Genomic DNA, 24,513 nt, shown 5'->3' with positions numbered 1-24,513 from the left:
CGAAATCGCGGCGCGTGCTTCGACCTGTCCGTGAGAGCGCCCGCAGGGGCGCGACAGTCGCGACAGTGAGGAGAAGGTCATGAAGTACATGCTGCTCATGCAGTTCAGCGAGAAGACCGTGGACTTCCCGCCGATCACGGAGTGGTCGCCCGAGGAGATCCGGGCCCACATCGCCTTCATGCACGACACCAATGAGCAGCTCTCGAAGGCGGGCGAACTGGTGACGGCGGAGGGCCTCGCGGGCACCGAACAGGCCAGGATCGTACGGGCGGGCAGCGGCGGGACGCCCATTGTCACCGAGGGTCCCTACCCTGAGACCAAGGAGTTCCTGGCCGGGTTCTGGATCGTCGACTGCGACAGCGCGGAGCGTGCGGTCGAGCTGGCCGCGCATGTCTCGGCGGCACCCGGGCCCGCCGGCAAGCCGCTGAACATGCCGATCGAGGTCCGCCAGGTGATGGCGGGACCGCCGGAGGAGCTGTGAGCACTGACTGATCCGAACGCCGCCACCGGCCGGGCCGCCGATCGCCCGGCCGACCCGGGAGCCGATCACGGGGGCAAGCCCGTCGAGGACCTGCTGCGCACCCTGGCGCCGCAGGTCGTCGGCGTGCTCACCCGCAGGTTCGGGGACTTCGGCACGGCCGAGGACGCCGTACAGGAAGCGCTGCTGGCCGCGGCCGTTCAGTGGCCCGCCGAGGGCATGCCCGGCAACCCGCGCGGCTGGCTGATCCAGGTCGCGAGCCGCCGTATGACCGAGCAGGTACGGGGTGAACAGGCGCGCCGGCGCCGGGAGGATCTGGTGGCCGCCCGTGAGCCCGCCGACCGGCGGACGGCGCCGCCCGCGGACAGCGACGACCCCGCCGCCAGCGACGATTCACTGATCCTGCTCTTCCTGTGCTGCCATCCCGCGCTGTCCGCCACGGCGGCGATCGCGCTGACTCTGCGCTGTGTGGGCGGTCTGACGACGGCCGAGATCGCGCGCGCCTTCATGGTGCCCGAGGCGACCATGGGCCAGCGGATCAGCCGCGCCAAGCAGCGGATCAAGGCGTCGGGGATCCCGTTCGTGATGCCGGACGAGAAGGACCGCGCGGGGCGGCGCGACGCCGTGCTGCATGTCCTCTATTTGATCTTCAATGAGGGGTACGCCACCGGCGAGGGGCCCGATCTGCAACGGGTTGAGTTGTCCCGGGAGGCGATCCGGCTGACCAGGGCGGCGTACGACATGCTCCCGGACGACAGCGAGGTCGCGGGCCTGCTCGCGCTGATGCTGCTCACCGATGCGAGGAGCGCGGCACGTACGGGGCCGGCCGGTGAGCTGGTCCCGCTGGAGGAGCAGGACCGGCGGCTCTGGGACACAAAGGCCATGGAGGAGGGCACGGCGCTCATCACGGCCACCCTGCCCAAGGGGCCGCTCGGCCCGTATCAGGTCCAGGCGGCGATCGCCGCCGTGCACGACGAGGCGGAGACAGCCGAGGACACGGACTGGCCGCAGATCCTCGCCCTGTACGGAGTGCTGGAGCAGCTCGGCCCCAATCCGGTGGTCTCGCTCAACCGGGCGGTCACGGTGGCCATGGTGCGCGGCGCGAAGGCCGGGCTCGACATCGTCGAGTCGCTCGACACGGACGGGCGGCTGAAGGGGAATCATCGACTTGCCGTGGTGCGTGCGCATCTGCTGGAGATGGCGGGCGACCGGCAGGGGGCAATGGAGAACTACCGGGAGGCGGCGAACCGTACGACCAGCCTTCCGGAGCGGCACTATCTGACGATCCGGGCGGCGCGGCTGGCGGGAGACTCCTGAGCGGGCCGGGGACCGTCGCTCGGCCAGGGACGGTGACCGCTGTTGTCGATCAAGAGGCGCCGCTCTCGCGGAGCCTCTTGCGCTCCCGTGAGGCGCGGAGATTGACGGCGTTGCCGCAGACCTTGGCGTCGTGCCAGACACCGCTGTTGTTGCGCGAGGTGTCGTAGAAGGCCGAAGCGCACTCGGTGTTGCGGCACATCTTCAGCCGGGGCCAGGTCCCGTTCCGCTGGGCGAGCAGCGTCTCCGACCAGAGCGCCGACTCCAGCCACTGGCGTCCCCGGCCGACGGGGACCATCCGTACCCGCCCTTCGACGTCGGGTGCGAGCCGTACGGAGGCGCCTCGACCGGCCGTACGCGCCTTGCCGGAGCGGGAGCCAGAGCCGGAGGTGGGGGTGTGACCTCCCGCATCGCTTCCGGTATCGCCTCCCGTGCCGGCGATCAGCTCCTGGAAGGTCGTCCTGAGGTCGCGAAGCGCGGCCGGATCCGCCTCCGACAGCGAGCAGTCCGGGACGTCGAGTCCATGGATACGGGCCCAGGCGCCGGCGGCACCGGTCAGCCACTCCTCGGCGGACTCGCGACCGGCCAGGAGATCAGGCGCGTAATGCCTGATGGCGCGCGTGTTGATCAGGTCCTGCACCAGTGCGAGCCCATCGGGAGCCTCTCGCATGCGATATCGCCCACTGGCTACCCAAGACATAGGCAAAGCGTACTTGACTATGTCGTGGAAGGCGAGCACTGTGGTGGGCGACAGAGGCTAATCGATGACGCTTCTGTCGTCGCCATTCATGACGTGCGCGGTGTGCGCGTCCGTAACGCAGTGAGTCGTCACCCCGAGGAGATGCCATGACCACCGTCAGTGGAGCAACCGTCCTGGTCACCGGTGGACAGCGTGGACTGGGCCGCGCTTTCGTCCAGGAACTGCTGGAGGCGGGAGCGGCCAAGGTGTACGCCACGGCCCGTACGCCCGTTGCCGATCCCGACCCCAGGGTGGTTCCGCTGCCGCTGGAGGTGACCGACGCCGATTCGGTCGCCGAGCTGGGCCGCGCCGCGGGCGATGTCTCGATCGTCTTCAACAACGCGGGGATCGGTGACTTGGCCCCGCTTCTTACGGCTGATCTGGACCAGGTCAGGGCCCTCTTCGAGACCAATGTCCACGGTGCGCTGCGGATCGCCCAGACCTTCGCGCCGGTCCTTGCGGCCCAGGGCGGCGGCGCGCTGGTCGACATCCACTCGGCGTTGTCCTGGGCGGCCGGCAGCGGTGCCTACGGTGCTACGAAGGCGGCCTTCTGGTCGCTCACCAACTCGCTCCGGCTGGAACTGCGCCCCCAGGGCACTCAGGTGCTGGGTGTGCATCTCGGTTACGCCGACACCGACATGATCCGGGCGCTGGACGTGCCCAAGTCCGATCCCCGGACCGTGGCGCGCGAGGTGCTGACCGCGCTGGAGAAAGGCGAGAGCGAGGTCCTCGTGGATGAGGCCAGCCGTCACTTCAAGGCCGCGCTCACGGGTCCGGTGGAGGGACTGAGCATGTCGGGCCGGTGAGACGGCAGCCGCCAGGCCGTAAACCGACAGACCGACAGACCGGCAGATCGATCAAGCCGGCAAGGTGAGGTGATGTGGGTCCTGACTCTGTTCCAGGCGGAGCCGGGACCCACTGCTTCTGGTTTTTCTCCTTCTGGTTCTTCCGGTCCTTCGCTGTCTCGGCCCTGCGGCCCTTTCGGTCCTTTCGGAGTGTGCCGGGGCGTCCTTCAGCCTGCCACGGACGCATAGGCCGAGACCTTGTCGGGCCTCAGGCGCACCAACAGCTCACCGGGCACACCGTTGCGCTCCCCGTACTCCTCCGCGCGATCCTCGCCCATATAGCGTGCCGCGATGCGCGTGGCCCATGCGCGCAACTGCCCGGGATCCTCGTCGATTTCGGCCCGTCCCTGGATCACCACGAAGGCGAACGGCGGGCGTTCGTCGTCCACACACAGCGCTGCCCTGCCCTCACGGAGCAGATTGCGTCCCTTCACCGTCTCCCTGCCGGTATTGAAGACAAGGTCCTCCCCGTCCAGTACGAACCAGACGGGCGCGATATGAGGGCTTCCGTCGGCCCGTACGGTGGACAGCTTTCCGGTGCGTGTCCCTTTGGAGACAAAGGTCCGCCACTCGTCCTTGTTCATCTGAGTCGCCATGTCCGCAATTTTCCGTCGGGTACGCGCCCCGCGCGATACGACGCCCCCGGTGTGCGCCGGGGTCCGGGGGCCCGGGGAACGCTTGCCCGGGAGCGGCGGGTGCGGAAGGCTACGGGGAGTTGCCAGCCACAGGGAACATCTGAACGGGGAGGAACGACAATGCCACTCGAAAAGGGACTTGACTGGCTGCTGGACGACCTGACGGAGCGGGTCGAGCACATAAAGCACGCGCTGGTCCTGTCCAACGACGGTCTGGTGACCGGGGCGAGTACGGGACTGGTGCGTGAGGACGCGGAGCATCTCGCGGCGGTCTCGTCGGGGCTGCACAGCCTCGCCCGAGGGTCCGGGCGCCATTTCAGGGCCGGTCAGGCCCGGCAGACCATGGTCGAGTTCGACGAGGCGCTGCTGTTCGTCACCGCGGCGGGGGACGGGAGCTGCCTGTGCGTCCTGACGGCGGCCGAGGCCGATGTCGGGCAGGTCGCGTATGAGATGACGCTGCTCGTCAACCGGGTCGGCGAGCACCTCGGAGTCGCGGTCAGGTACCCGGGCGAGACCAGTCTGAGCGGCCTCTGAACTGGGTTTTTCGCTGCGCCTGCTGAGTTGTCCACAGGCCGCGCGAGAAATGCCGCCGACGCGCTACGGTCGTCACCGAGAGTAGTTACGACTCACGGGGGAGGACCACCATGTCTGTCAGCCACACCTACAGCGACTTCCGGGACCAGCAGTGGATCCAGGATCGGAAACGGGACCGGAATCCGGATCGCGGATCGGCCGGCGCCGACGCCGGACCCGAGGGCGGCGCCGCGGGGAAACGGGCGCGCACGGTCGGGGTTGTGCGGGCGGCGCGGGAGCTGGAGCTGAGACGCGGAGAGTTCGAGCTGGCCACGCAGTTGGGCCATGTCCGCGCCATCGCCGGACCGGCCGCAGGACGTCGGCAGGTCACCCGGCAGGAGATCGACCGTCTGCGGGCGGCGCAGGGGTTCCCGGACACGCTGCGACAGCGGGTTCGGACCGTGGGCACGGCGGAGGGCGCGGAGCTGATCTCCGTCAGTCCGGGCCGCTTCACCCGGCTGGCGCGCGCGGGATGCGTCGCCCCGGTGACGTTCTATTTGAACCGCTATCGCGCTGTCGTCTGGCTCTATCTGGCCGATGAGCTGAAGGAGTTCGCGGGCAGGGAACCGGCCCTGCTCACCGGTCGGCTGCCACTGGCGCTGCGCCACGGCCCGGACTCGGAGGACGACCGGCGCCCGCGGAACTGGCGGGGGAGACGCATCGGCCATCTGCTGCACCAGAGCGCGGACCCCTGGGAGCGTGCGGCCGTCGTCGGCTCGGTGCTCGATCCGGGGCATCTGGCCGAGTTGGTGCGTGACCCGTACGAACGGGCCTGTCTGAACAGGCTGCGGCCCGATCTGGCCCCCGGCCACCCGGCGTCCGAGGCGGCGCAGGCGACGGTACGGCGCCTGCTGCTGGCCGACGATCCGGACGAGATCCAATGGCACCGCGGCAGCCTGGACATGCTTCTGGAGGAGGCCCGGCGTACGGGACCCGCCCCGCGCCCCGGTGAACCTGTTCCTGGCCCTGACAGACAGCCAGTTGACGGCCCGCCCGCTGGGGATCCGGGCGATGGCAACCCGTCCGATCCGTCGAGCCCGAACGGCCTGTCCGACCCGAGCGACCTGTGCGACGCGTCCGATCCGTGTGACCCGTCCGACCTGTGCGACGGCAGAGCGGCCCCGGTGCCGGTTACAGCATCCGGGTCCCCGCTGCGCCAGGACGGCCGCAAGGGACTGCTGAACCGGCTGAGGATGAGAAGGGAGCGACGGTCCAGGCACGCGAAGGCGGCTACTATCTTCGGGGAAGCATGCAGCTCAGAACCGCGTGACGGGAGACACAATGGCCACAAGCTGCCCCACGGGTCAACACTCCGGCGGCCATGATGTCTACGCCGCGCAGTGTCCTTGCCGTGAAGTGCTCGATCTGCTGGCCAATAAGTGGGCCGCGCTCGCCATCGGCGCGATGGAGGACGGGCCGCAGCGCTTCGGCGCGCTCCAGCGACGGCTTCAGGGCATCAGCCCCAAGGTGCTGACGAACACACTGCGCAGACTGGAGGACCATGGCTTTGTGGACCGCACCGTCTATCCGGCCGTTCCCCTCCATGTCGAGTACGCGCTCACTCCGCTTGGCAGAGGTGTCGCCGAACCCCTCGGGCAGGTGCGTGCCTGGGTGGAGGAGCATCTCGACGAGATAGGACCGGCCGCTTCGGGAGTCAGCGCCGGGTCGCACCCGTGACGATGGAGCGCTCCTCGGAGAACTTGCCCCAGTTGCCGTCGGGAAGCTTCGCGCGAAGCTTCACCCGGTAGGTCTCGTCGGCCTTCTTGCTCACGAACACGCTGTAGGTGGCCCGGCCCTTAGGAGGCTCGCCGCCCCAGATCAGGGTCGTCGCGAACGTTCCGTTGACATAGATCTGGTACGAGGGGACGTCGGTGCCGGTCTTCGGCGCGAACCAGGACAGGTCGACATAGTGACCGCCGTCGGCGGAGTGCGTCGCCGCGCGGAAGTCGATCGGGGCGGTGTCGGGGTCGTCGCCGGGGCCGCGCGGGGTGGTGATCTCGACGGCGCGGCTGGCGGGCGAGGTGTTGTCGGCCGCGTCGCGTGCGGCGACCGTGAAGCTGTAGCGGGTCCCGGGCCGCAGCCGGGTGATGTGGGCCGAGGTCTCGTCGCCGTTCACGCTGTGGATCTTGGAGCCGCCCTGATAGATGTCGTAGGAGGTGATGCCCTGGTCGTCGCCGGTGGCCTTGGCCCAGCTCAGCCGGGCCGCCCGTGCTCCGTCGCTCTTGCCCGCCAGCTTCTGGGGCTGCGCCGGCGCCACCTTGTCCTCCGCGACCGCGGCGGGTGTGGTGACGGGTATCTCGCCGCTGCGGGGCGAGTAGGTGCCGTCGTCGGTCCTGGCCCGGACGGAGAAGGTGTATGAGGTCGACGGCTTCAGCCCGGTCACATCGATCATGGTCGTGCCGACCGGGACGTCCTTGACCTTGCTCTTGCCCCGGTACACCTCGAAGCCGGAGATCCCGGCCTTCTCCGAGGGCTGGTTCCACATCACATGGACCGAAGTGGCGCTGCCCGCCTGGGCGGTGACCCCCGCGGGTGCCGAAGGCGGCTTCTGCTCCTCGTCGTTCGAGCCGCAGGCGCCCGCGGTGAGTACGACGGCGGACATGAGCGCGGCAAGACTGATGAACCTTCGCATGGCCGTGTCCTCCACCCGGGGGGCAATGGTCTAGACATATATGACACAGGTGTCACGACCACATCAAGGGGGAGGGGTGTATTCGTTCCCTGACCGGGGCGCTGTCCGGTCCCGGTCAGGGCGCGGCTCACAGAGAAACGACGTCAGACGGTGCGGTGGACGAGCTGGGTGGTGAGTTCATAGCGGGCGCCGACGATGGCCAGCTTGCCCTCGGCCACCTTGGCCGCGAGGTCGGGCTCCGCGGACAGCAGGCCGTGGACACGGGCGACATTGGCGGTGACGGTCGCGTCCACACGGGCGTCGCCCTGCTGGGCGTGGTCGATCGCGGGGCGGATCTGGTCGGCCAAGTACTGTATGTGGGCGGGGAGTTCCTCACCGCTGGTCTCGGCGGCGACAGCCGCGGCCACGGCGCCGCAGGACTGGTGCCCGAGCACGAGGACCAGCGGGATCTCCAGTTCCAGCACGCCGTAGGCGATGCTGCCGAGGACGGCCTCGTCGAGGACCTCGCCGGCCGAGCGCACGGTCATCAGATCGCCGAGGCCCTGGTCGAAGACCAGCTCCGGGGGCACCCGGGAGTCGATGCAGCCCAGGACGAGGGCGAAGGGGTGCTGACCCGAGACGAGCGCCTGACGGAAGGTCTCCGTCTCGTGCGGATGCTGCTCCCGGAAGGTGCGCCAGCGCCGGTTGCCCTCGGTGAGCTCACGGAGGGCCTCGTCCGGGGTGGCCGGACGGGGGCGGGGCTGGGGCCTCTTGGCCGCAGCGCCGGCGGAGGGCGCGGTGAGGGCCACGCCCGCGGTGGCGGCGCCGCCGGCCAGGGCCGCGCGCAGCAGCGTACGGCGGGGTGTGCCGTCGGGTGCGGCAGGTCTATTCGCATGTCTGGTCGATATCACGGCCGGAGACTATCCAGGGCACACTCGCCCCTTGGCCGGTCTTGGCGCATTGTTGACCCTCTCTTGAATCAACCGCACCTCAAGCACCGGCGATTGACAGCAAATGGGGACGTAGTCCCGTCACAGTCCGGCCATTTCATTGACCGTCCCGACGAGCCGGCCCGGGTGAGTGATCACTCCCGGCGTGGCAAGGACCCCATGGCCGGTTGTGGTTGCATGGTTCGGTGAATCGACAGACCATGCCGACGGCCGATGACATCCCCATGTGTGATGTGCGGCGTCGTGACGAGGGGGATCTCGGCGATTGCCTGGAGGTGCTCGCCGAGGTGCACGAAGTTGACGGCTATCCGGTGAACTGGCCCGAATGCCCCGCCGACTGGCTCGCGCGGCCGACTCAGCTCGCGGCCTGGGTCGCCGAGTTGGACGGACGGATCGTCGGCCATCTCGCGCTCTCCCCGGCCGGTGCGGGCGATGTGGCCCCGGCCCTGTGGAGCAGCCGCGCGGGAACGGCCGTCGCCGACACCGCTGTGCTCAGCCGTCTGTTCGTCTCCCCGGCGGCGCGCGGCCACGGGATCGGCGCGCTTCTGATGTCCCAGGCGGCCCGGGCCGCCCGCGAACGCGGACTGCACCCGGTGCTGGACGTCGTGGCCTCCGACTCCGCCGCGGCCGCGCTCTACGAGCGCCTCGGCTGGAGCCTGCTGGCCGTGGTCGACCAACGCTGGAGTCCGGAACAGACCGTCAAGGTCCGCTGCTACGCCGCTCCTTGACGGGCGAACGTTGCCGGGGTCGCGGCACCAGTGCCTGGCGGGTCACACGGATGGGCGAATCTTCACCGCCCTCGGAGGCCCCCGAAGCCCCGGAGGCCCCGGAGCCCCGGACACTCGCGATGCCGATGCCGATACCGGCCCTGGTGCATCGTCGGGGCGGTGGACAGGCCGGTGAGCCGGTCAGTGAACCGGCCGCTTCAGACGGCGCGTTGAACTCCGTACCACCAGCTCCGGCTGGAGCACGACCGAGCGGTGCGTATGGTGCTCGCCGCCCGGGCCCGTCTCCTCCATCAGCATCTCCGCCGCCGCGCGCCCCATCGCGTCGGCCGGCTGCCGTACGGAAGTGAGCGGTACGACGGCCGCCGCGGCGAACTCGATGTCGTCGTAGCCGACGATCGAAATATCGCCGGGCACGTCCACCCCGGCCCCGTACATGGCCTGGAGCACCCCCAGCGCCAGCAGGTCATTGGCGCAGAACACCGCGGTGGGACGCTCCGCGAGACCCAGCAGCCGGGCCCCCGCGTCAATGCCGGAGGCGACATCCAGCCGCGCCGACTCGACCTGTCGCAGAGCCTGTTCGGGCAGTCCCGCCTCACGCAGCGCGGCCAGCGCGCCGGTACGGCGGTCCCGGCACTGGGGAAGGGACATCGGGCCGCTGATATAGGTCACCGAGCGGTGCCCCGCCGCCAGCAGATGCCGGACCGCGAGGGCGCCGCCCGCCACATCGTCCACCGATACGGAGCACCCCTCGGCGGCGGGCACGGCCCGGTCGACATGGACATACGGAATGCCCTGCCGCGCGAACTCCCGCACATTGCGCCCGGACGTGTCGGCCGGGGTGAGCAGCACTCCGCGTACCCGCTGTTCGGCGAAGAGCGCCAGATACTCCGCCTCCTCGGCCGCGCTGCCCGCGCTGTTGCAGAGCATCACCCCGAGCCCGGCCTCACGCGCCGCGCGCTCGGCGCCCTTGGCGACCGCGACGAAGAACGGATTCGCCATGTCGAGAACGAGGATCGCCAGAATGCGGCTGGTGCCGACCCGGAGCTGGCGTGCCGTCTCGCTCCGTACGAAGCCGAGCTGGTCGATCACCGCGCGCACCCGGACGAGGGTCTGCTCCGACACCTTCTCCGGCCGGTTCAGGACATTCGAGACGGTGCCCACCGAGACCCCGGCCAGCCGGGCCACGTCCTTGATGCCGACCGTCTGCGCCACTCGTCCTGCCCGTCCGTCCTGATCACTTCACCTTGGGACCTCTGACCGGTGTGACCATCATATGTGGGGTATGCCCCGCGATCCGCGCCGCGGCCCGGTCCCAGGCCCCCCGCTCACCGCTCGGCTCGTACCGGCGCGGCTCCAGCCTGGCGCGGACCAGGGCCCGCAGCTCGGGGAGCCCGCCCCGGACGGCACCCGCCGCGCGTGCCTGGACGAGTACGTTCCCGAGCGCCGCCGCCTCCGCCGGCCCCGCCAATACGGGAAGCCCGCAGGCGTCCGCCGTCAGCGCGCACAGAAGCGCGTTGCGGGCGCCGCCACCCACCACATGCACGGTGTCCACGGCCCGCCCCGAAAGCCGCTGGGCGTCCTCGACCGCCCGCCGGTGCGCGAGCGCCAGCGAGTCCAGCACACAGCGGGTGATCTCGGCAGGCCCCTCCGGTGCCCGTACGCCCAGACGCCGGCAGGCGTCCACGATCCGCCGCGGCATGTCCCCGGGTGCGAGGAACACCGGGTCGTCCGCGTCGACGTACGACCGCAGCCCCGGCACCTCGGCGGCCTCGCGCAGCAGCCGGTCCAGCGGCTGCGGTGTGCCGCCCGCCTCCCAGCTCCGCAGGCACTCCTGGAGCAGCCAGAGCCCCATGATGTTGCGCAGATAGCGGACCGTGCCGTCGACGCCCAGTTCATTGGTGAAGTTGGCACGCCTGCTCTCCTCGGTCAGCACAGGCGCGTCCAGTTCCAGCCCGGCCAGGGACCAGGTGCCGGTGGCGACATACGCGAACCGGTCGTCCGAAGCCGGGACGGCCGCGACGGCGGACGCCGTGTCGTGGGAGCCGACCGCCGTCACCGGGACGGGCCCCGTCAGACCGGTTTCGGCCAGTACACCGGGGAGCAGCTCGCCCGCCGGATCGCCCGGTCCGCGCAGTGGCGCGAACAGGGCGAGATCGATGTCCAGCGCGTCGGCGACGTACCGCGACCAGCCCCGGGTATGCGGATCGATGAGCTGGGTGGTGGAGGCGTTGGTGAGTTCGGTGCCGGCCTCGCCGGTGAGCCAGTACGTGAGGAGATCGGGGATCAGCAGCAGCCGCCGCGCCGCCCCGAACACCGCGCTGTCCCGTGCCGCCAGGAGCTGGTAGACGGTGTTGAACGGCAGGTACTGGATGCCCGTCGCCGCGTACAGCTCGGACGGCGGCAGCACCGCCTCCACGGCCGCCGCCCGGCCCTCGGTGCGCGTGTCGCGGTAGTGCACCGGATTCCCGAGCAGCGCCCCGTCCGCGTCGAGCAGCCCGTAGTCGACGGCCCAGGTGTCGATGCCGACACTCGCCGGAGCCCGCCCCGCCGCCGTACCCGCGGCCCGCAGCCCGTCCAGCACCCCTCCGTACAGCGACAGGATGTCCCAGTGCAGTGTGCCGTCGGTCCGCACCGGGCGGTTGGGGAACCGGTGGACCTCCTGGAGGCGCAGGGTGCCCGCACCGCCGCCGGAGACATGGCTGACCATGACCCGGCCACTGGACGCGCCGAGATCGACGGCGGCGAAGGGGAGCGGTGCGGTGGGGGACACGACGGACCTCGTGGATCGGTGACTCGGCAGAGATACGGGTGACTCGACGGACATACGCCCGCACGTGCGGGCGGCCGGAACAGCCGACCGCGACGCCCGCCGCACGGGAACTCAGCGCAGGAACGCCGCCGCCACCCCCGCGTCCACGGGCACATGCAGCCCCGTTGTGTGGCTCAGATCGCCGCCCGTCAGCGCGAACACCGCGTTCGCCACATGCTCGGGCAGCACCTCCCGCTTGAGCAGGGTGCGCTGGGCGTAGAACTCGCCGAGCTTCGCCTCCTCCACGCCGTACACCGCCGCCCGCTGCGCCCCCCAGCCGCCCGCGAAGATCCCCGAACCGCGCACCACCCCATCGGGGTTGACCCCGTTGACGCGGATCGACAGCCCGCCCAGCTCGGCCGCGAGCAGCCGGACCTGATGTGCCTGGTCGGCCTTGGTGGCGGAGTACGCGATGTTGTTGGGACCCGCGAACACCGCGTTCTTTGAGGCGACATAGACGATGTCGCCGCCGAAACCCTGATCGGTCATCACCCGGACCGCCTCCCGCGAGACCAGGAACGAGCCGCGGGCCATGATGGAGTGCTGGAGGTCCCAGTCCCGCGCGGTCGTCTCCAGCAGCGGCTTGGAGATGGAGATACCGGCGTTGTTGACGATCAGATCCACCCCGCCGAAGGCGAGGACGGCCGCGTCGAACGCCGCCGCGATCTGCTCCTCGTCCGTCACATCGACGGTGACCGCCACGGCCCGGTCGGCGCCGCCCAGTTCCTCCGCGACCTCCACCGCGCTCTCGCCGTTGAGATCGGCGACCACAACACACGCGCCCTCGGCTGCCAGCCGCCGGGCGATCGCCCGGCCGATGCCCGAGCCCGCCCCCGTCACCAGCGCGATTCGTGTCGCCAGCGGCTTCGGAGCGGGCATCCGGCGCAGCTTGGCCTCCTCCAGCTCCCAGTACTCGATACGGAACTTCTCGGACTCCTCGATCGGTGTGTACGAGGAGACCGCCTCGGCGCCCCGCATCACATTGACCGCGTTCACATAGAACTCACCGGCGACCCGCGCGGTCTGCTTGTCCTTGCCGAAGGAGAACATCCCCACCCCGGGCACCAGCACGATCGCCGGATCCGCCCCGCGCATCGGTGGCGATCCGGGCACCGCGTGCCGCTCGTAGTACGCCCGGTACTCCTCGCGGTACGCGGAGTGCAGCTCGCCCAGCCGCTCCCGCATCCGCTCCAGTGGCGCACCCGCGGGCAGATCGAGCACCAGGGGGCGGACCTTGGTGCGCAGGAAGTGGTCGGGGCAGGAGGTGCCCAGGGCCGCGAGCCGTGGATGTTCCGTACGGGACAGGAAGTCGAGGACGGGTTCCGTGGCCGTGTAGTGGCCGACCTGGCGCCGGTCGGTGGAGACCAGCCCGCGGATCAGCGGGGCCAGCGCGGCCGCCTTCGCCCGCCGCTCGCGTTCGGGCAGCGGCTCGTACCCCGGCAGGACCGGACCGAAGGGCTCCGGTCTGCCGCGCTCGGCCAGGAACGCCTCGGCGGTACGGATGATCCGCAGCGAGTTGCTCTCGCACTCCTGCGAGGTGGCGCCCCAGGCGGTGATGCCATGGCCGCCGAGCACACAGCCGATCGCCCGTGGGTTCGCCTCCTTGACCGCCGCGATGTCCAGCCCGAGCTGGAAACCGGGCCGCCGCCAGGGCACCCACACCACCGTGTCGCCGAAGCACTCGGCCGTCAGCTTCTCCCCGTCGGCCGCGCAGGCCAGGGCGATCCCCGAGTCGGGGTGGAGATGGTCCACATGAGGGGAGTCGACCAGGCCGTGCATCGCGGTGTCGATGGAGGGAGCCGCCCCGCCCTTGCCGTGCAGGCAGTAGTCGAAGGCGGCCACCATCTCGTCCTCGCGCGCCACCCCCGGGTAGACCGCGGTCAGAGCGCGCAGCCGGTCGACGCGCAGTACGGCGAGTCCGCCGGCGGTCAGGGTGCCCAGATCACCGCCGGATCCCTTGACCCACATCAGCTCGACATCGTCGCCGGTCACGGGATCGGTGGCGGATCCCTTCGCGGAGGTGTTGCCCCCGGCGTAGTTGGTGGTGCGCGGATCGGCACCGAGCCGGTGCGAGCGGTCGAGCAGCTCGGCCGCCACCGGATGGAGATGAGGCTGGTCGGTCATCATGTCCCTCTGTGCGAGCGGATCTGGCTGTGCGAGCGGATCGGGCGCGGGTCGTCGCGGGTGGTTACGAGTCGGGTCTCAGGCGCCCCAGCCGGCCGGGGCGCCGCCGACCCGCTCGGCGGCGATCCGCTTGCCGTAGCCGGAGGCGTGGTACGCGGCCACCGGGTCGGCGTCCGCGCCGAGTCCGGTCCGTACCTCCGCGACCAGCGGCCGCACATCGGTGTTGAAGGCGTCCATCAGCACCGCGTTCGCCGCCAGTACGTCGCCGCCCCGCTGGGCCGCGTCCAGTGCCTCCGCGTCCACCAGCAGTGCCTTGGCCGTGGCCTCCTGGACATTCATCACCGACCGGATGACTGCGGGGATCTTCTCCTCGATGTTGTGGCACTGGTCGAGCATGAACGCGGTGTCCGCCGTGAACCCGCCGCCCCTGATCACCTCGTACATGATCCGGAAGAGCTGGAAGGGGTCCGCGGCCCCGGCCATCAGATCGTCGTCCGCGTAGAAGCGGGAGTTGAAGTCGAATCCGCCGAGCTTTCCCTCGCGCAGCAGCACCGCCACGATGAACTCGATATTGGTGCCCGGCGCGTGGTGCCCGGTGTCCACGACCACCTGCGCCTTCGGCCCCAGCTTCAGGCAGTGCGCGTACGCGGTGCCCCAGTCGGGAACGTCCGTGGCGTAGAAGGCCGGTTCGAACAGCTTGTACTCCAGCAGCATCCGCTGGTCGTCGCCGAGCCGCTCGTACACCGCCGCCAGGGCCTCCGCGAGCCGTCCCTGGCGCGCCGAGATGTCGTCCTGACCCGGGTAGTTGATGCCGTCGGAGAACCACAGCTTCAGATCGCGCGACCCGGTGGCGTCCATGATGTCGACGCACTCCAGGAGATGGTCCAGCGCCTTGCGGCGCACGGCCGGCTCCGGGTGCGTGACGGAGCCCAGCTTGTAGTCGTCGTCCTGGAAGACATTCGAGTTGACGGCTCCGATGCGCAGCCCCAGATCCCGGGCGTGGGCGGCGAGCGCGCCGTAGTCGTCCACGCGGTCCCAGGGGATGTGCAGCGCCACCGTGGGAGCGACGCCCGTGTGCGCGTGCACCCGCGCGGCGTCCGCGAGTTTCTCCTGCGGGGTACGCGGCACGCCGGGCTGGGCGAACACCTTGAACCGGGTGCCCGAATTTCCGAACGCCCAGGACGGTGTCTCGACGGCCTGTGATCCGAGCGCCGCCTTCACCGCGGACTCGGCGGATCTGTCCGTCATATCTCAGCGCTCCCGTGGTGCGGACTCGCGGGGCGAGCCGGAGTCGGTGCCTCGATTCACTGTGAATCGTTTCATCGCGGTGAAGTTATGGGAGTCGTCGAGAGGTGTCAACCCTGCGTGCGGCCCCATCTTCCGTTCGAGCCGTGCCCCGTCGAATTCACCCGCGAATGTCGAGCACGGGCCATTGACGCGGCCCGCGAAGGCCGTTTAGCTTCCGGGGAACCTCATTGAAACCTTTCACGATGCGAAAACCTTTCACGGCGCCGGGCGCTCGGCCCGCCGCCGCCGAGGAGCCCGCCATGAACCAGCCCTCCCCGGGTCCCGCCCCGGTCCTGGCCCTGAAGGACGTGAGCAAGTCCTTCGGCGCCGTACGGGCCTTGCGGGACGTCTCCCTGAGCCTGTTCCCCGGCGAGGCGCACGCGCTCGCCGGGGAGAACGGCGCCGGCAAGTCCACCCTCATCAAGACCCTCGCCGGGGTGCACAGGCCCGACTCCGGCGAGGTGCTCCTCGACGGCGGACCGGTCGTCTTCCACGGCCCCGCCGATGCCCGGGACGCCGGTATCGCCGTCATCTACCAGGAACCGACGCTCTTCCCCGATCTGTCGATCGCGGAGAACATCTTCATGGGCCGTCAACCCCGCCGCTCCCTGGGCCGTATCGACCACCGGGCGGTACGGGAGACCACCGCGGCCCTGATGCGGCGGCTCGGTGTGGCGCTCGACCCGGACCGGCCGGCGCGCGGACTCTCCATCGCGGACCAGCAGATCGTGGAGATCGCCAAGGCGCTCTCCTTCGACGCGCGCGTCCTCATCATGGACGAGCCCACCGCCGCGCTCACCGGGAGCGAGACCGCGCGGCTCTTCTCCGTCGTCAGGACCCTGCTGGCCGAGGGCGCGGCCGTCCTCTTCATCTCCCACCGGCTCACGGAGATATTCGACCTGTGCCGGCGCGTCACCACGCTGCGCGACGGCCGCTTGATCTCCTCCCGGCCACTGGCCGGACTCACCGAGGACGACCTGGTCCGCGGCATGGTCGGCCGCGAACTCGGCGAGCTGTACCCGAAGCAGCGGGCGGCACTGGGGGAGACCGCCCTGTCGGTGCGCAGGCTGACCCGCGAAGGCGTGTTCCGGGACATCTCCTTCGAGGTGCGGCGGGGCGAGATCGTCGCACTCGCCGGGCTCGTCGGCGCGGGCCGCAGCGAGGTGGCGCAGGCCGTCTTCGGAGTCGACCGGGCCGACGCGGGCGAGGTACGGGTCAACGGCCGGGCCCTGCCCGCCGGTTCACCGACCGCCGCCATGGACGCCGGGCTGGCGCTGGTCCCCGAGGACCGGCGGCTGCGCGGACTGGTCATGGAGATGTCCATCGAGCGCAATGTCGGCCTGACCGGTCTGGGCCGACTGGGCAGGGCGGGGCTGGTACGGCGCGCCCTGGAGCACCGCAGGGCCGCCGACTGGGCCGTACGCCTCCGGCTCACCTACAACCGGCTCGCCGACCCCGTCGGAGTGCTCTCCGGCGGCAACCAGCAGAAGGTCGTCCTCGCCAAGTGGCTGGCCACGGAACCGGCCGTACTGATCGTCGACGAACCCACCCGGGGCATCGACGTCGGCACCAAGGCGGAGGTGCACCGGCTGCTCTCCGCCCTGGCCGCCGAAGGGCTCGCCGTTCTCATGATCTCCTCCGACCTGCCCGAGGTCCTCGGCATGGCCGACCGGGTGCTCGTCATGCACGAAGGCCGGCTCGCCGCGGAGATCCCGCGCGCCGAGGCCACCGAGGAGACGGTGATGGCCGCCGCGACCGGGCGCGCCGAGAGGGCGGCGGCATGACCACCCTGCTGGACCAGCCCGCCGGAACGGGCCGCGACGAGCGGCGCTCGGCCCGCTCGCTCGCCGACATTGTGTTCCGGGCCAGGGAGATCAGCATCGCCGGAGCGCTGGCGCTGCTCGTTCTCGGCACCTGGATCTCCAACCCGCGCTTCCTCGACGACCAGGGCGTCAAGGACCTCCTCCTCAACGCCTCCATCCTGGTCCTGCTCGCCGTCGGCCAGTCCGTGGTCGTCGTCACCCGCAACATCGATCTCTCGGTCGGCTCCGTCGTGGGGCTCTCCGCCTTCGCCTGCGGCACCTTCGTCGCCGGAACCGACCACGGCGTGCTCACCGTGATGCTGCTGGGCACCGCCCTCGGTACGGGATGCGGCCTGGCCAGCGGCGCACTTGTCAGCTTCGGCCGGGTCCCGGCGCTCGTGGTCACCCTCGGGATGCTCTACATCATCCAGGGTCTCGACTACTGGTGGGCTCAGGGCGAGCAGATCAGCGCCAACGACATCCCGCGGCCGGTCCTCGACCTGAGCAGCGGCAGCGTCCTCGGGATTCCGTACCTCCCGCTCATATCCCTGGCGCTGGTCGCCGTCACCTCGTACTACCTGCGCGCCTACCGCTCGGGGCGCGAGCTGTACGCGATCGGCTCCAGCCCCGAGGCCGCGCGGCTGGCGGGCGTACCGATCCGCCGCAGGATCCTCGGCGCGTACGCCTTCTCCGGCGCGGTGGCCGGATTCGCCGGCGCCCTCTGGCTCGCCCGCTTCGGCACCGTCGTCGCCGACAACGCGCACGGCTGGGAACTCACCGTCGTCAGCGCCGTGGTTGTCGGCGGCGTCGCCATCACCGGCGGTACGGGAACGGTGTGGGGCGCGGCACTCGGCGCGCTGCTGCTCACCACCATCGGCAGCGCGCTGGTCGCCCTGAAGGTCGACGCGTTCTGGCAGGGCGCCATCACCGGCGCGCTCCTTCTCGCGGCCATCGGTGTCGACCGGGTCGTGTCCCTGCGTATGACCGCCGCACTGAGGAAGAGGAGCGCCCGCCATGGGAACGGCGCCTGAGACAGAGACCACCGCACAGCCGGGGGCGCCCGGGGCCGGGCCGTCGGCGAGGGTGCCCGAACACGGGCGCCCGGCGAGTGCCGGAGCGTTCCTCAGGGCTGTCGGGCCGCGCTGGGACACCGCGGTCGGCGCGCTGCTCGTGGCGGTCTTCATCGTGGGCCTCTTCACCACCGACGGCTTCGCTTCCGGCGGGAATCTCGCCTTCGCCTTCAACGACATCGCCGAAGTCGCCCTGATCGCCCTGCCCATGACCCTGCTGGTGGTCGCCGGTCAGGTCGATCTCTCCGTCGCGTCCATGCTGGGCCTCGGCAGCGCGCTCACCGGGGCGCTGTGGAACGCGGGCTGGGCCTTCGAACTGATCGTGCCCGTGGTGCTGCTGGCCGGAATCGCGGGCGGCCTCCTCAACGGCTGGCTGGTCACCCGTGTCGGGCTGCCCTCGCTCGCCGTCACCATCGGCACCCTCGCCCTCTACCGCGGCCTCGCCTCCGTCGTCCTGGGCAGTGACGCCGTCACCGACTTCCCCCAGGTGTACGCCGACTGGGCCGTGGACACGACGACCGTCCCCGGCACCTTTCTGACCTATCCCGTCGTCCTGTTCCTGGTCCTGGCCGCCGCCACCGCCGTACTGCTGCACTCCACGGCCTTCGGACGGTCCCTGTTCGCCATCGGCGCGCAGGAGGAGGCCGCCCGGTTCGCCGGGATCAGGGTCAGACGGTTCAAGCTGGTCCTCTTCGTGCTCACCGGGGTGTTCTCGGCCTTCGCCGGGATCGTCTTCACCCTCCGGTACGGCAGCGCCCGCGCCGACAACGGCCTCGGCTTCGAGATGCTCGTCATCGCCGCCGTCCTGCTCGGCGGGGTCGACTTCGACGGCGGCAAGGGCACGCTCTTCGGCGCGGTCGCCGGTGTGCTGCTGATCGGGGTCCTCAAGAACCTGCTCACGCTGAACGACGTGCCGAACGAGGTCCAGGTCATCGTGACCGGCCTGCTGCTCGTCGCCTCCGTCCTCACCCCACGGATCGTCACGGCCCTGACCGAGCGCCGCCATCGGCGCGCGGCCGGTGTTTCGACCGGGCCCTGAGCCCGGCTCCTCAGCCCCCGAGCCCCGAGCCCCGAGTTTCGCCCCTGCGCCCGAAAGGTCCCGCCCGCCATGACCATCCGTACCGCCGCCAGGCGCCGTGCGGCGGCCACCGCCGCCCTCGCCTGCACCCTCGCTGTCGTACTGACCGCCTGCTCCGGCACCACCAAGAACAGCACGGAGAAGGACACCGGAAAGGCGGCCGCCACCGCCGAGGCGGACCCGGACGCGCCTCTGAAGAAGGGGCTCGAACTCGCTTTCCTGCCCAAGCAGATCAACAACCCGTACGAGAAGATCGTGGACGAGGCAGGGATCGCCGCCGCGGCCGAGTACGGCGGTACCGGCAAGGAGGTCGGCCCCTCCGACGCCAGTGCCTCCTCACAGGTCTCGTACATCAACACCCTCATCCAGCAGCGCCAGGACGCCATCCTGATCGCGGCCAACGATCCGAACGCGGTGTGCGGCCCGCTCAAGCAGGCCATGCAGAAGGACATCAAGGTCGTCGCGTACGACTCCGACACCGCCAAGGACTGCCGCCAGCTCTTCATCAACCAGGCCAGCTCCGAGGAGATCGGCCGCAGCCTCGTTCAGCACCTCGGCGAACAGCTCGGTCACCGGGGGAAGTTCGCCATACTCTCGGCCACCCAGAACGCCACGAACCAGAACACCTGGATCGAGTTCATGAAGGACGAGCTGAAGCTTCCCAAGTACCGGAACATGGAGCTGGTCAAGGTCGCGTACGGCGACGACGCGGACCAGAAGTCCTTCCAGCAGACACAGGGACTGCTCCAGGCGTACCCCGACCTCAAGGGCATCATCTCGCCCACCACCGTCGGGATCGCGGCCGCCGCCCGCTACCTCAGCGACTCCTCGTACAAGGGCAAGGTCGTCCTCAACGGGCTCGGCACACCGAACCAGATGCGGGCATACGTCAAGGACGGCACCGTCGAGCAGTTCTCGCTCTGGAACCCCGAGGAGCTGGGCTATCTCGGGTCGTACGCGGCCGCCGCCCTGGCGTCCGGCCAGATCACCGGGGCCGAGGGCGAGAAGTTCAAGGCGGGCAAACTCGGCGAATACACCATCGGCAAGGACGGCGAGGTCATCCTCGGCGAGCCGACCGTCTTCGACAAGAACAACATCGACAAGTTCGACTTCTGACCCGGGCCCCGGCACCCGGCCGGAGGCCCCCGCACCACTACGGAGCCGCCATGACCGTCCGTATCCCAGCCGTCGCCCGCACGCCCAGGATCGGGCTGGTCGCGGGCGGCCTCGGCGCCTACTGGCCTCAGTTCCCCGAACTGCTTCCGCAGCTCAGACGCTCCGCCGCCCGGGTCACCGAACGGATGCGGGAGTTCGACGCCGAGGTCGTCGACGTGGGCTTCATCTCCGACGCGCAGGAAGGAGCGGAGGCCGCCGAGAAGCTGCGCGCCGCCGGCTGCGATCTGATCGTCGGCTTCCTCACCACCTATATGACGGCGACGATGCTCGTCCCGGTGGCACAGCGCGCGGGCGCGCCGGTCCTGCTGATCAACCTCCAGCCCACCCCGTCCATGGACCACGCCTCCTTCGACACCGGCCAGTGGCTGGCGTACTGCGGCGCCTGCCCGCTGCCGGAGATGGCCAACGCCTTCGAACGCGTCGGCATCCCCTTCCGCTCCGTCTCGGGACATCTGGAGGACGAGCGCGCCTGGGCGCGTATCGGACGCTGGATCCGCGCCGCCGGGGTCCGCTCCGTCCTGCGCAACGGCAGGCACGGTCTGATGGGGCATCTCTATCCGGGCATGTACGACGTCTCCACCGACCTGACCATGGTCCCGGCGAGTCTCGGCGGCCATGTCGAGGTCCTCGAATTCGACGATCTGCGGGTCCGGGTCGAGCAGGTCGACGACGGTGAACTCGCCGCGAAACTCCACGAGACCCGGGAGGTGTTCGAACTCGCCGACTCCGTCGCCGAGGACGATCTGCGCTGGGCGGCGCGGGTCTCCGCCGGACTGGACCGGCTCGTCGCCGACTTCGACCTGGACTCGCTCGCGTACTACCACCGGGGCCTCGACGCCGAGATCCATGAACGGCTCGGCGCGGGCATGATCCTCGGCTCCTCGCTGCTGACCGCCCGTGGCATTCCGTCCTGCGGGGAGTACGAGCTGCGCACCTCGCTCGCCATGCTGATCGCGGACCGCCTCGGCGCGGGCGGCTCGTTCACCGAACTCCAGGCACTGGACTTCACCGCGGGCGTGGTCGAGATGGGCCACGACGGTCCCGGACATCTCGCCATCAGCGCGCGCAAACCCCTGCTGCGCGGGCTCGGCGTCTACCACGGCAAGCGCGGCTGGGGTGTCTCGGTCGAGTTCGACGTACGGCACGGCCCGGTCACCCTGGTCGGGGTGGGACAGAGCCGCGAGGGCCGGTACCGGCTGGTGGCCGCCGAGGGCGAGGTGGTCCCCGGGCCGCATCTGGAGATCGGCAACACCACGTCCAGGGTCGACTTCGGCCGCGACCCCGGCGAGTGGACCGACGACTGGAGCGCCAGCGGTGTCGGCCACCACTGGGCGCTCGCCACCGGCCGGCTCCTGCCCGACCTGCGAGCGCTCGCCGGACTGACGGGTCTGGACCTGGTGGAGGTGCCGGGCTGATACGGGCCGGGGGGCTCGCGGTCGTGCGTGACCGGATCGGCCGGATGTGACGGGCCGCCGGCTGCGCCACTTGGTCTAGACCTTGACAGGTTCACGCGATTCCGGTTTGGTTCCCTCACCCCCCATGGCGAGCGGCCGGACCTCCGGCTGCCCGCGCGAAGGAGTGAGTCGTTTGAGACAGCGTGTCCTTGCCCTGTTCGCGGCGATGGTTTCGGCCATCGCCCTCGCGGTCTTCCTGCCCGCGTCCACCGCCTCCGCCGCCACCTGCGCGGCGGGGTGGAGCGCGTCCACCGTGTACACCGGCGGCACCACCGCTTCGTACAACGGTCACAACTGGTCGGCGAAGTGGTGGACCCAGGGGGAGACCCCCGGCACCACCGATGTCTGGGCCGACCAGGGAAGCTGTGACGGCTCCAGCCCCGGCGGCGGCTCCGGTGCGTGTGACTACCCGGCCTGGGTCGCGGGCCGGGCGTACGTCACCGGAAACATCGTCAAGTACACCGACGGCAAGTTCTACATCGCCGAGCACGACAACCCGGGCTACGACCCCGTCATCAGCACCTGGTACTGGGAGCCGTACACCTGCGGTGGCACCCCGCCGACCGACCCGCCGCCGGCCGGCGGCTTCGTGGTCAGCGAGTCCCAGTTCAACCAGATGTTCCCGAGCCGGAATCCCTTCTACACGTACAGCGGCCTGACCGCCGCGCTCAGCGCCTACCCGGGCTTCGCCAACACCGGAAGCGACACGGTCAAGCGCCAGGAGGCCGCTGCCTTCCTCGCCAACGTCAGCCACGAGACCGGCGGCCTGGTCCACATCGTTGAACAGAACACCGCGAACTACCCGCACTACTGCGACGCCGGCCAGCCGTACGGCTGCCCGGCCGGTCAGGCGGCGTACTACGGCCGTGGTCCGATCCAGTTGAGCTGGAACTTCAACTACAAGGCCGCCGGTGACGCCCTGGGCATCAACCTGCTCGCCGACCCGTGGCGCGTCGAGCGCGAGTCGGCCGTCGCCTGGAAGACCGGCCTCTGGTACTGGAACACCCAGACCGGCCCGGGCACCATGACCCCGCACAACGCCATGGTCAACGGCCGGGGCTTCGGAGAGACCATCCGGAGCATCAACGGCAGCCTCGAATGCAATGGCGGCAACCCCGGTCAGGTACAGAGCCGGATCAACAACTACCAGCGCTTCGTGCAGATCCTCGGAACCACTCCTGGGTCCAATCTGAGCTGCTGATCCACTCTGCCGCCGGACGCGAGGGCCGGTACGGAGACCCCCGGGTCGCCGTACCGGCCCTTGTGCGTGCACCGCCCGCGTGCACCCGCCTGCGTGCGCCTGCCGTAACCGGGATAACCGTTTGTCCATCGCGTCGTTGTCCCGGGCGGGCGATCGCCCCGGACATGACGAGCGGAGGTCCTTCGATGCCGAGCGGAACCCAGACGGAGCCGAGATCCGTGCAGGTACGGCGTCCCGAGGCGGAGCCCGACCGTACGGAAGAGCCCCCGGCGCCCGGCCGCGCCCCGACAGGCCGGCGCGGGCTGCTGCGCGCGATGTTCACCCTCGGCATGGTCGCGGGCACCTCGGCCGCGCTCACCCCCGTCGTCAGTGCGGGCCAGGCATCCGAGGGAGCGGCCGCCGGGACGGTCGAGGAGATCTACCGTGGACGGCACATCCGTATCGGGGCCACGGCGACGGCCCCCGGCGTGTCCGGCGCGCACGGCGCGCAGTCCGCTTCCACCGCGCCCGAGGTTCGTATCGACGGCCGTCCCCTCCAGCTCATGCGCCGCGCGGACGGCAGCTATATGAGCATCGTCAACCACTACGACTCCTTCCCGACCCCGCTCGCGGCGGCCCGTGCGGCGGTCGACGAACTGGCGGGCGCCCAGCTCTCGTTCGCCGGACCGATCCACCATTCCTGACTCCCGGAGGGCCTTCGCGGTGTACACCAGAAAGAACTCGCGGAATCTGACCGGCGAGGAGAGACAGAGATTCGTCGGCGCGGTGCTGGAGCTGAAGCGGAGGGGGAGTACGACGACTTCGTACGGATGCACATCGAGTTCTATGTCACCGACGGGCAGGACGGACTCCGCGCCGCCCATATGACCCCGTCCTTCTTCCCCTGGCACCGTCGCTTTCTGCTGGAGTTCGAGCGTGCTCTCCAGCGGGTCGATCCGACGGTGACCGTCCCGTACTGGGACTGGACGGCCGACAACAGCCCCGACGCCGCGCTCTGGTCCGACGACTTCCTCGGCGGCAACGGCCACGGCCGCGACCAGCAGGTCATGACCGGTCCCTTCGCCTATGAGTCCGGACACTGGAGGATCAACAGCGGGGTGACGGACCGTGAGTACCTCACCCGGAACTTCGGCCGGCCGTCCGCGCCGATCGCCCTGCCCACCAGGGACGAGCTGGCCTGGGCGATGAACGAGCCGGTGTACGACACGGCTCCCTGGAACTCCACCGTCACGTCCGGTTTCCGCAACAGGCTGGAGGGCTGGCTGTCCGAGGGGGCCGAGCGCTGGCGCAATCACAACAGGGTGCACCGCTGGGTCGGCGGGCACATGCTGGGCGCCTCCTCGCCCAACGACCCCGTCTTCTGGCTCCATCACTCGTTCATCGACCTGCTCTGGGACCGCTGGCGGCGCCAGCATCCGAAGGCGGTGTACCAACCGAGGAACAGGCTGCATCCGGACGATCCGCAGCACGGCCGGGTCATCAGCCTGGACGAGCCCATGCCGCCGTGGGACGTCAGGCCGTCCGAGCTGCTGGACCACAGCCGTCTGTACCGCTACGAGCCGTGAGATCCGGGATGTGAACCCGGGCCCCGACGCGGCCCGGTGTGCTCGCAGCCCTCGCCGTCCTGGCCGCCGGGAAG

The 24,513-nt window shown here is 70.2% G+C and carries 22 protein-coding genes and 1 pseudogene; 15 read left to right on the top strand and 8 right to left on the bottom strand.

The window, feature by feature from the left end:
- Positions 1 to 79 precede the first annotated feature (79 nt).
- Together KQY30_RS01620 and KQY30_RS01615 are read left to right on the top strand one after the other, a co-directional pair.
- Positions 80 to 481, top strand: a complete 402-nt coding sequence (locus KQY30_RS01620; RefSeq protein ID WP_217305210.1) for a YciI family protein — start codon at positions 80 to 82, stop codon at positions 479 to 481.
- Positions 482 to 571: 90 nt separating this feature from the next.
- Positions 572 to 1,795: an RNA polymerase sigma factor gene (locus KQY30_RS01615; protein WP_302185357.1), complete on the top strand. Its 1,224-nt coding sequence runs from the start codon at positions 572 to 574 to the stop codon at positions 1,793 to 1,795.
- A 49-nt stretch (positions 1,796 to 1,844) separates the two neighbouring features.
- On the opposite strand, the gene KQY30_RS01610 is transcribed toward KQY30_RS01615, so the two are convergent.
- The gene (locus KQY30_RS01610; RefSeq protein ID WP_254406871.1) at positions 1,845 to 2,462 is read right to left on the bottom strand and encodes a CGNR zinc finger domain-containing protein; all 618 of its coding nucleotides are present in this window, start codon (positions 2,460 to 2,462) and stop codon (positions 1,845 to 1,847) included.
- A gap of 176 nt (positions 2,463 to 2,638) precedes the next feature.
- On the opposite strand from KQY30_RS01610, the gene KQY30_RS01605 reads away from it, so the two are divergent.
- Positions 2,639 to 3,337 carry an SDR family oxidoreductase gene (locus KQY30_RS01605; RefSeq protein WP_217305208.1) on the top strand — a complete coding sequence of 233 codons (699 nt, stop codon included), beginning with the start codon at positions 2,639 to 2,641 and terminating at the stop codon, positions 3,335 to 3,337.
- Between the two features lie 206 nt (positions 3,338 to 3,543).
- Here KQY30_RS01605 and KQY30_RS01600 read toward each other — a convergent pair whose 3' ends face one another.
- Positions 3,544 to 3,972 carry a PPOX class F420-dependent oxidoreductase gene (locus tag KQY30_RS01600; protein ID WP_217305207.1) on the bottom strand — a complete coding sequence of 143 codons (429 nt, stop codon included), beginning with the start codon at positions 3,970 to 3,972 and terminating at the stop codon, positions 3,544 to 3,546.
- Between the two features lie 159 nt (positions 3,973 to 4,131).
- Here KQY30_RS01600 and KQY30_RS01595 point away from each other — a divergent pair, with 159 nt between their 5' ends.
- The 3 genes from KQY30_RS01595 to KQY30_RS01585 all read left to right on the top strand — a co-directional run bounded on the left by KQY30_RS01595 (position 4,132) and on the right by KQY30_RS01585 (position 6,261).
- Positions 4,132 to 4,545: a roadblock/LC7 domain-containing protein gene (locus KQY30_RS01595; RefSeq protein ID WP_217305206.1), complete on the top strand. Its 414-nt coding sequence runs from the start codon at positions 4,132 to 4,134 to the stop codon at positions 4,543 to 4,545.
- Between the two features lie 110 nt (positions 4,546 to 4,655).
- Positions 4,656 to 5,909 (top strand): DUF6397 family protein, encoded by a 1,254-nt coding sequence (locus KQY30_RS01590; protein ID WP_217305205.1) that lies wholly within the window; start codon positions 4,656 to 4,658, stop codon positions 5,907 to 5,909.
- A 31-nt stretch (positions 5,910 to 5,940) separates the two neighbouring features.
- Entirely contained in the window at positions 5,941 to 6,261 is a 321-nt protein-coding gene (locus KQY30_RS01585; protein ID WP_254406870.1) for a helix-turn-helix domain-containing protein, read from the top strand.
- On the opposite strand, the gene KQY30_RS01580 is transcribed toward KQY30_RS01585, so the two are convergent.
- The gene (locus KQY30_RS01580) at positions 6,239 to 7,216 is read right to left on the bottom strand and encodes a fibronectin type III domain-containing protein (protein ID WP_217305203.1); all 978 of its coding nucleotides are present in this window, start codon (positions 7,214 to 7,216) and stop codon (positions 6,239 to 6,241) included. The two genes, KQY30_RS01585 and KQY30_RS01580, sit on opposite strands and share 23 nt — an antisense overlap.
- Positions 7,217 to 7,359: 143 nt before the next feature.
- On the bottom strand, positions 7,360 to 8,106 hold the full coding sequence (locus tag KQY30_RS01575; RefSeq protein WP_217305202.1) for a carbonic anhydrase: 747 nt from the start codon (positions 8,104 to 8,106) through the stop codon (positions 7,360 to 7,362).
- A gap of 239 nt (positions 8,107 to 8,345) precedes the next feature.
- Between KQY30_RS01575 and KQY30_RS01570 the strand changes: the two genes are divergently transcribed.
- The gene (locus KQY30_RS01570) at positions 8,346 to 8,873 is read left to right on the top strand and encodes a GNAT family N-acetyltransferase (protein ID WP_217305201.1); all 528 of its coding nucleotides are present in this window, start codon (positions 8,346 to 8,348) and stop codon (positions 8,871 to 8,873) included.
- Positions 8,874 to 9,053: 180 nt separating this feature from the next.
- Here KQY30_RS01570 and KQY30_RS01565 read toward each other — a convergent pair whose 3' ends face one another.
- From KQY30_RS01565 to rhaI, 4 genes are all read right to left on the bottom strand, one after another.
- Positions 9,054 to 10,085 (bottom strand): LacI family DNA-binding transcriptional regulator, encoded by a 1,032-nt coding sequence (locus KQY30_RS01565; RefSeq protein ID WP_217305200.1) that lies wholly within the window; start codon positions 10,083 to 10,085, stop codon positions 9,054 to 9,056.
- Positions 10,086 to 10,107: 22 nt separating this feature from the next.
- Positions 10,108 to 11,643, bottom strand: coding sequence for a rhamnulokinase family protein (locus KQY30_RS01560; RefSeq protein WP_302185290.1), 1,536 nt, complete (start codon positions 11,641 to 11,643; stop codon positions 10,108 to 10,110).
- 111 nt (positions 11,644 to 11,754) lie between these two features.
- A complete protein-coding gene (locus KQY30_RS01555) occupies positions 11,755 to 13,806 on the bottom strand; it encodes a bifunctional aldolase/short-chain dehydrogenase (protein ID WP_217305198.1) in 2,052 nt (683 codons plus the stop codon).
- Positions 13,807 to 13,884: 78 nt separating this feature from the next.
- Positions 13,885 to 15,054: an L-rhamnose isomerase gene (gene rhaI / locus KQY30_RS01550; RefSeq protein ID WP_217305197.1), complete on the bottom strand. Its 1,170-nt coding sequence runs from the start codon at positions 15,052 to 15,054 to the stop codon at positions 13,885 to 13,887.
- Positions 15,055 to 15,353: 299 nt separating this feature from the next.
- Here rhaI and KQY30_RS01545 point away from each other — a divergent pair, with 299 nt between their 5' ends.
- The 8 genes and pseudogenes from KQY30_RS01545 to KQY30_RS01510 all read left to right on the top strand — a co-directional run bounded on the left by KQY30_RS01545 (position 15,354) and on the right by KQY30_RS01510 (position 24,439).
- Positions 15,354 to 16,877 (top strand): sugar ABC transporter ATP-binding protein, encoded by a 1,524-nt coding sequence (locus KQY30_RS01545; protein WP_217305196.1) that lies wholly within the window; start codon positions 15,354 to 15,356, stop codon positions 16,875 to 16,877.
- On the top strand, positions 16,874 to 17,926 hold the full coding sequence (locus tag KQY30_RS01540) for an ABC transporter permease (protein WP_217305195.1): 1,053 nt from the start codon (positions 16,874 to 16,876) through the stop codon (positions 17,924 to 17,926). Before KQY30_RS01545 ends, KQY30_RS01540 begins: the two co-directional genes overlap by 4 nt.
- Positions 17,910 to 19,004 (top strand): ABC transporter permease, encoded by a 1,095-nt coding sequence (locus KQY30_RS01535; RefSeq protein WP_217305194.1) that lies wholly within the window; start codon positions 17,910 to 17,912, stop codon positions 19,002 to 19,004. Before KQY30_RS01540 ends, KQY30_RS01535 begins: the two co-directional genes overlap by 17 nt.
- A gap of 69 nt (positions 19,005 to 19,073) precedes the next feature.
- The gene (gene rhaS, locus KQY30_RS01530; RefSeq protein WP_217305193.1) at positions 19,074 to 20,159 is read left to right on the top strand and encodes a rhamnose ABC transporter substrate-binding protein; all 1,086 of its coding nucleotides are present in this window, start codon (positions 19,074 to 19,076) and stop codon (positions 20,157 to 20,159) included.
- A 50-nt stretch (positions 20,160 to 20,209) separates the two neighbouring features.
- Entirely contained in the window at positions 20,210 to 21,634 is a 1,425-nt protein-coding gene (locus KQY30_RS01525) for an L-fucose/L-arabinose isomerase family protein (protein WP_217305192.1), read from the top strand.
- Positions 21,635 to 21,806: 172 nt separating this feature from the next.
- Positions 21,807 to 22,874: a glycoside hydrolase family 19 protein gene (locus tag KQY30_RS01520; protein ID WP_254406869.1), complete on the top strand. Its 1,068-nt coding sequence runs from the start codon at positions 21,807 to 21,809 to the stop codon at positions 22,872 to 22,874.
- A gap of 185 nt (positions 22,875 to 23,059) precedes the next feature.
- Entirely contained in the window at positions 23,060 to 23,557 is a 498-nt protein-coding gene (locus KQY30_RS01515; RefSeq protein ID WP_217305191.1) for a tyrosinase cofactor, read from the top strand.
- Between the two features lie 19 nt (positions 23,558 to 23,576).
- Positions 23,577 to 24,439, top strand: a pseudogene (locus KQY30_RS01510) (tyrosinase family protein).
- Positions 24,440 to 24,513: the final 74 nt, after the last annotated feature.

It is taken from the genome of Streptomyces sp. GMY02 (genome assembly GCF_019056675.1).
GTDB lineage: Bacteria > Actinomycetota > Actinomycetes > Streptomycetales > Streptomycetaceae > Streptomyces > Streptomyces odonnellii.
Note: the sequence above shows the minus strand (reverse complement) of the source record. Positions and strands in the feature narration are given on the sequence as shown.

Excerpts from the sequence above, each read along its gene's own strand:
- KQY30_RS01620 (WP_217305210.1), top strand. The coding sequence starts at position 80 with ATGAAGTACATGCTGCTCATGCAGTTCAGCGAGAAGACCGTGGACTTC.
- KQY30_RS01610 (WP_254406871.1), bottom strand. The coding sequence starts at position 2,462 with ATGCGAGAGGCTCCCGATGGGCTCGCACTGGTGCAGGACCTGATCAAC.
- KQY30_RS01605 (WP_217305208.1), top strand. The coding sequence starts at position 2,639 with ATGACCACCGTCAGTGGAGCAACCGTCCTGGTCACCGGTGGACAGCGT.
- KQY30_RS01600 (WP_217305207.1), bottom strand. The coding sequence starts at position 3,972 with ATGGCGACTCAGATGAACAAGGACGAGTGGCGGACCTTTGTCTCCAAA.
- KQY30_RS01595 (WP_217305206.1), top strand. The coding sequence starts at position 4,132 with ATGCCACTCGAAAAGGGACTTGACTGGCTGCTGGACGACCTGACGGAG.
- KQY30_RS01590 (WP_217305205.1), top strand. The coding sequence starts at position 4,656 with ATGTCTGTCAGCCACACCTACAGCGACTTCCGGGACCAGCAGTGGATC.
- KQY30_RS01580 (WP_217305203.1), bottom strand. The coding sequence starts at position 7,216 with ATGCGAAGGTTCATCAGTCTTGCCGCGCTCATGTCCGCCGTCGTACTC.
- KQY30_RS01570 (WP_217305201.1), top strand. The coding sequence starts at position 8,346 with ATGCCGACGGCCGATGACATCCCCATGTGTGATGTGCGGCGTCGTGAC.
- KQY30_RS01555 (WP_217305198.1), bottom strand. The coding sequence starts at position 13,806 with ATGACCGACCAGCCTCATCTCCATCCGGTGGCGGCCGAGCTGCTCGAC.
- rhaI (WP_217305197.1), bottom strand. The coding sequence starts at position 15,054 with ATGACGGACAGATCCGCCGAGTCCGCGGTGAAGGCGGCGCTCGGATCA.
- KQY30_RS01545 (WP_217305196.1), top strand. The coding sequence starts at position 15,354 with ATGAACCAGCCCTCCCCGGGTCCCGCCCCGGTCCTGGCCCTGAAGGAC.
- KQY30_RS01540 (WP_217305195.1), top strand. The coding sequence starts at position 16,874 with ATGACCACCCTGCTGGACCAGCCCGCCGGAACGGGCCGCGACGAGCGG.
- KQY30_RS01535 (WP_217305194.1), top strand. The coding sequence starts at position 17,910 with ATGGGAACGGCGCCTGAGACAGAGACCACCGCACAGCCGGGGGCGCCC.
- rhaS (WP_217305193.1), top strand. The coding sequence starts at position 19,074 with ATGACCATCCGTACCGCCGCCAGGCGCCGTGCGGCGGCCACCGCCGCC.
- KQY30_RS01525 (WP_217305192.1), top strand. The coding sequence starts at position 20,210 with ATGACCGTCCGTATCCCAGCCGTCGCCCGCACGCCCAGGATCGGGCTG.
- KQY30_RS01515 (WP_217305191.1), top strand. The coding sequence starts at position 23,060 with ATGCCGAGCGGAACCCAGACGGAGCCGAGATCCGTGCAGGTACGGCGT.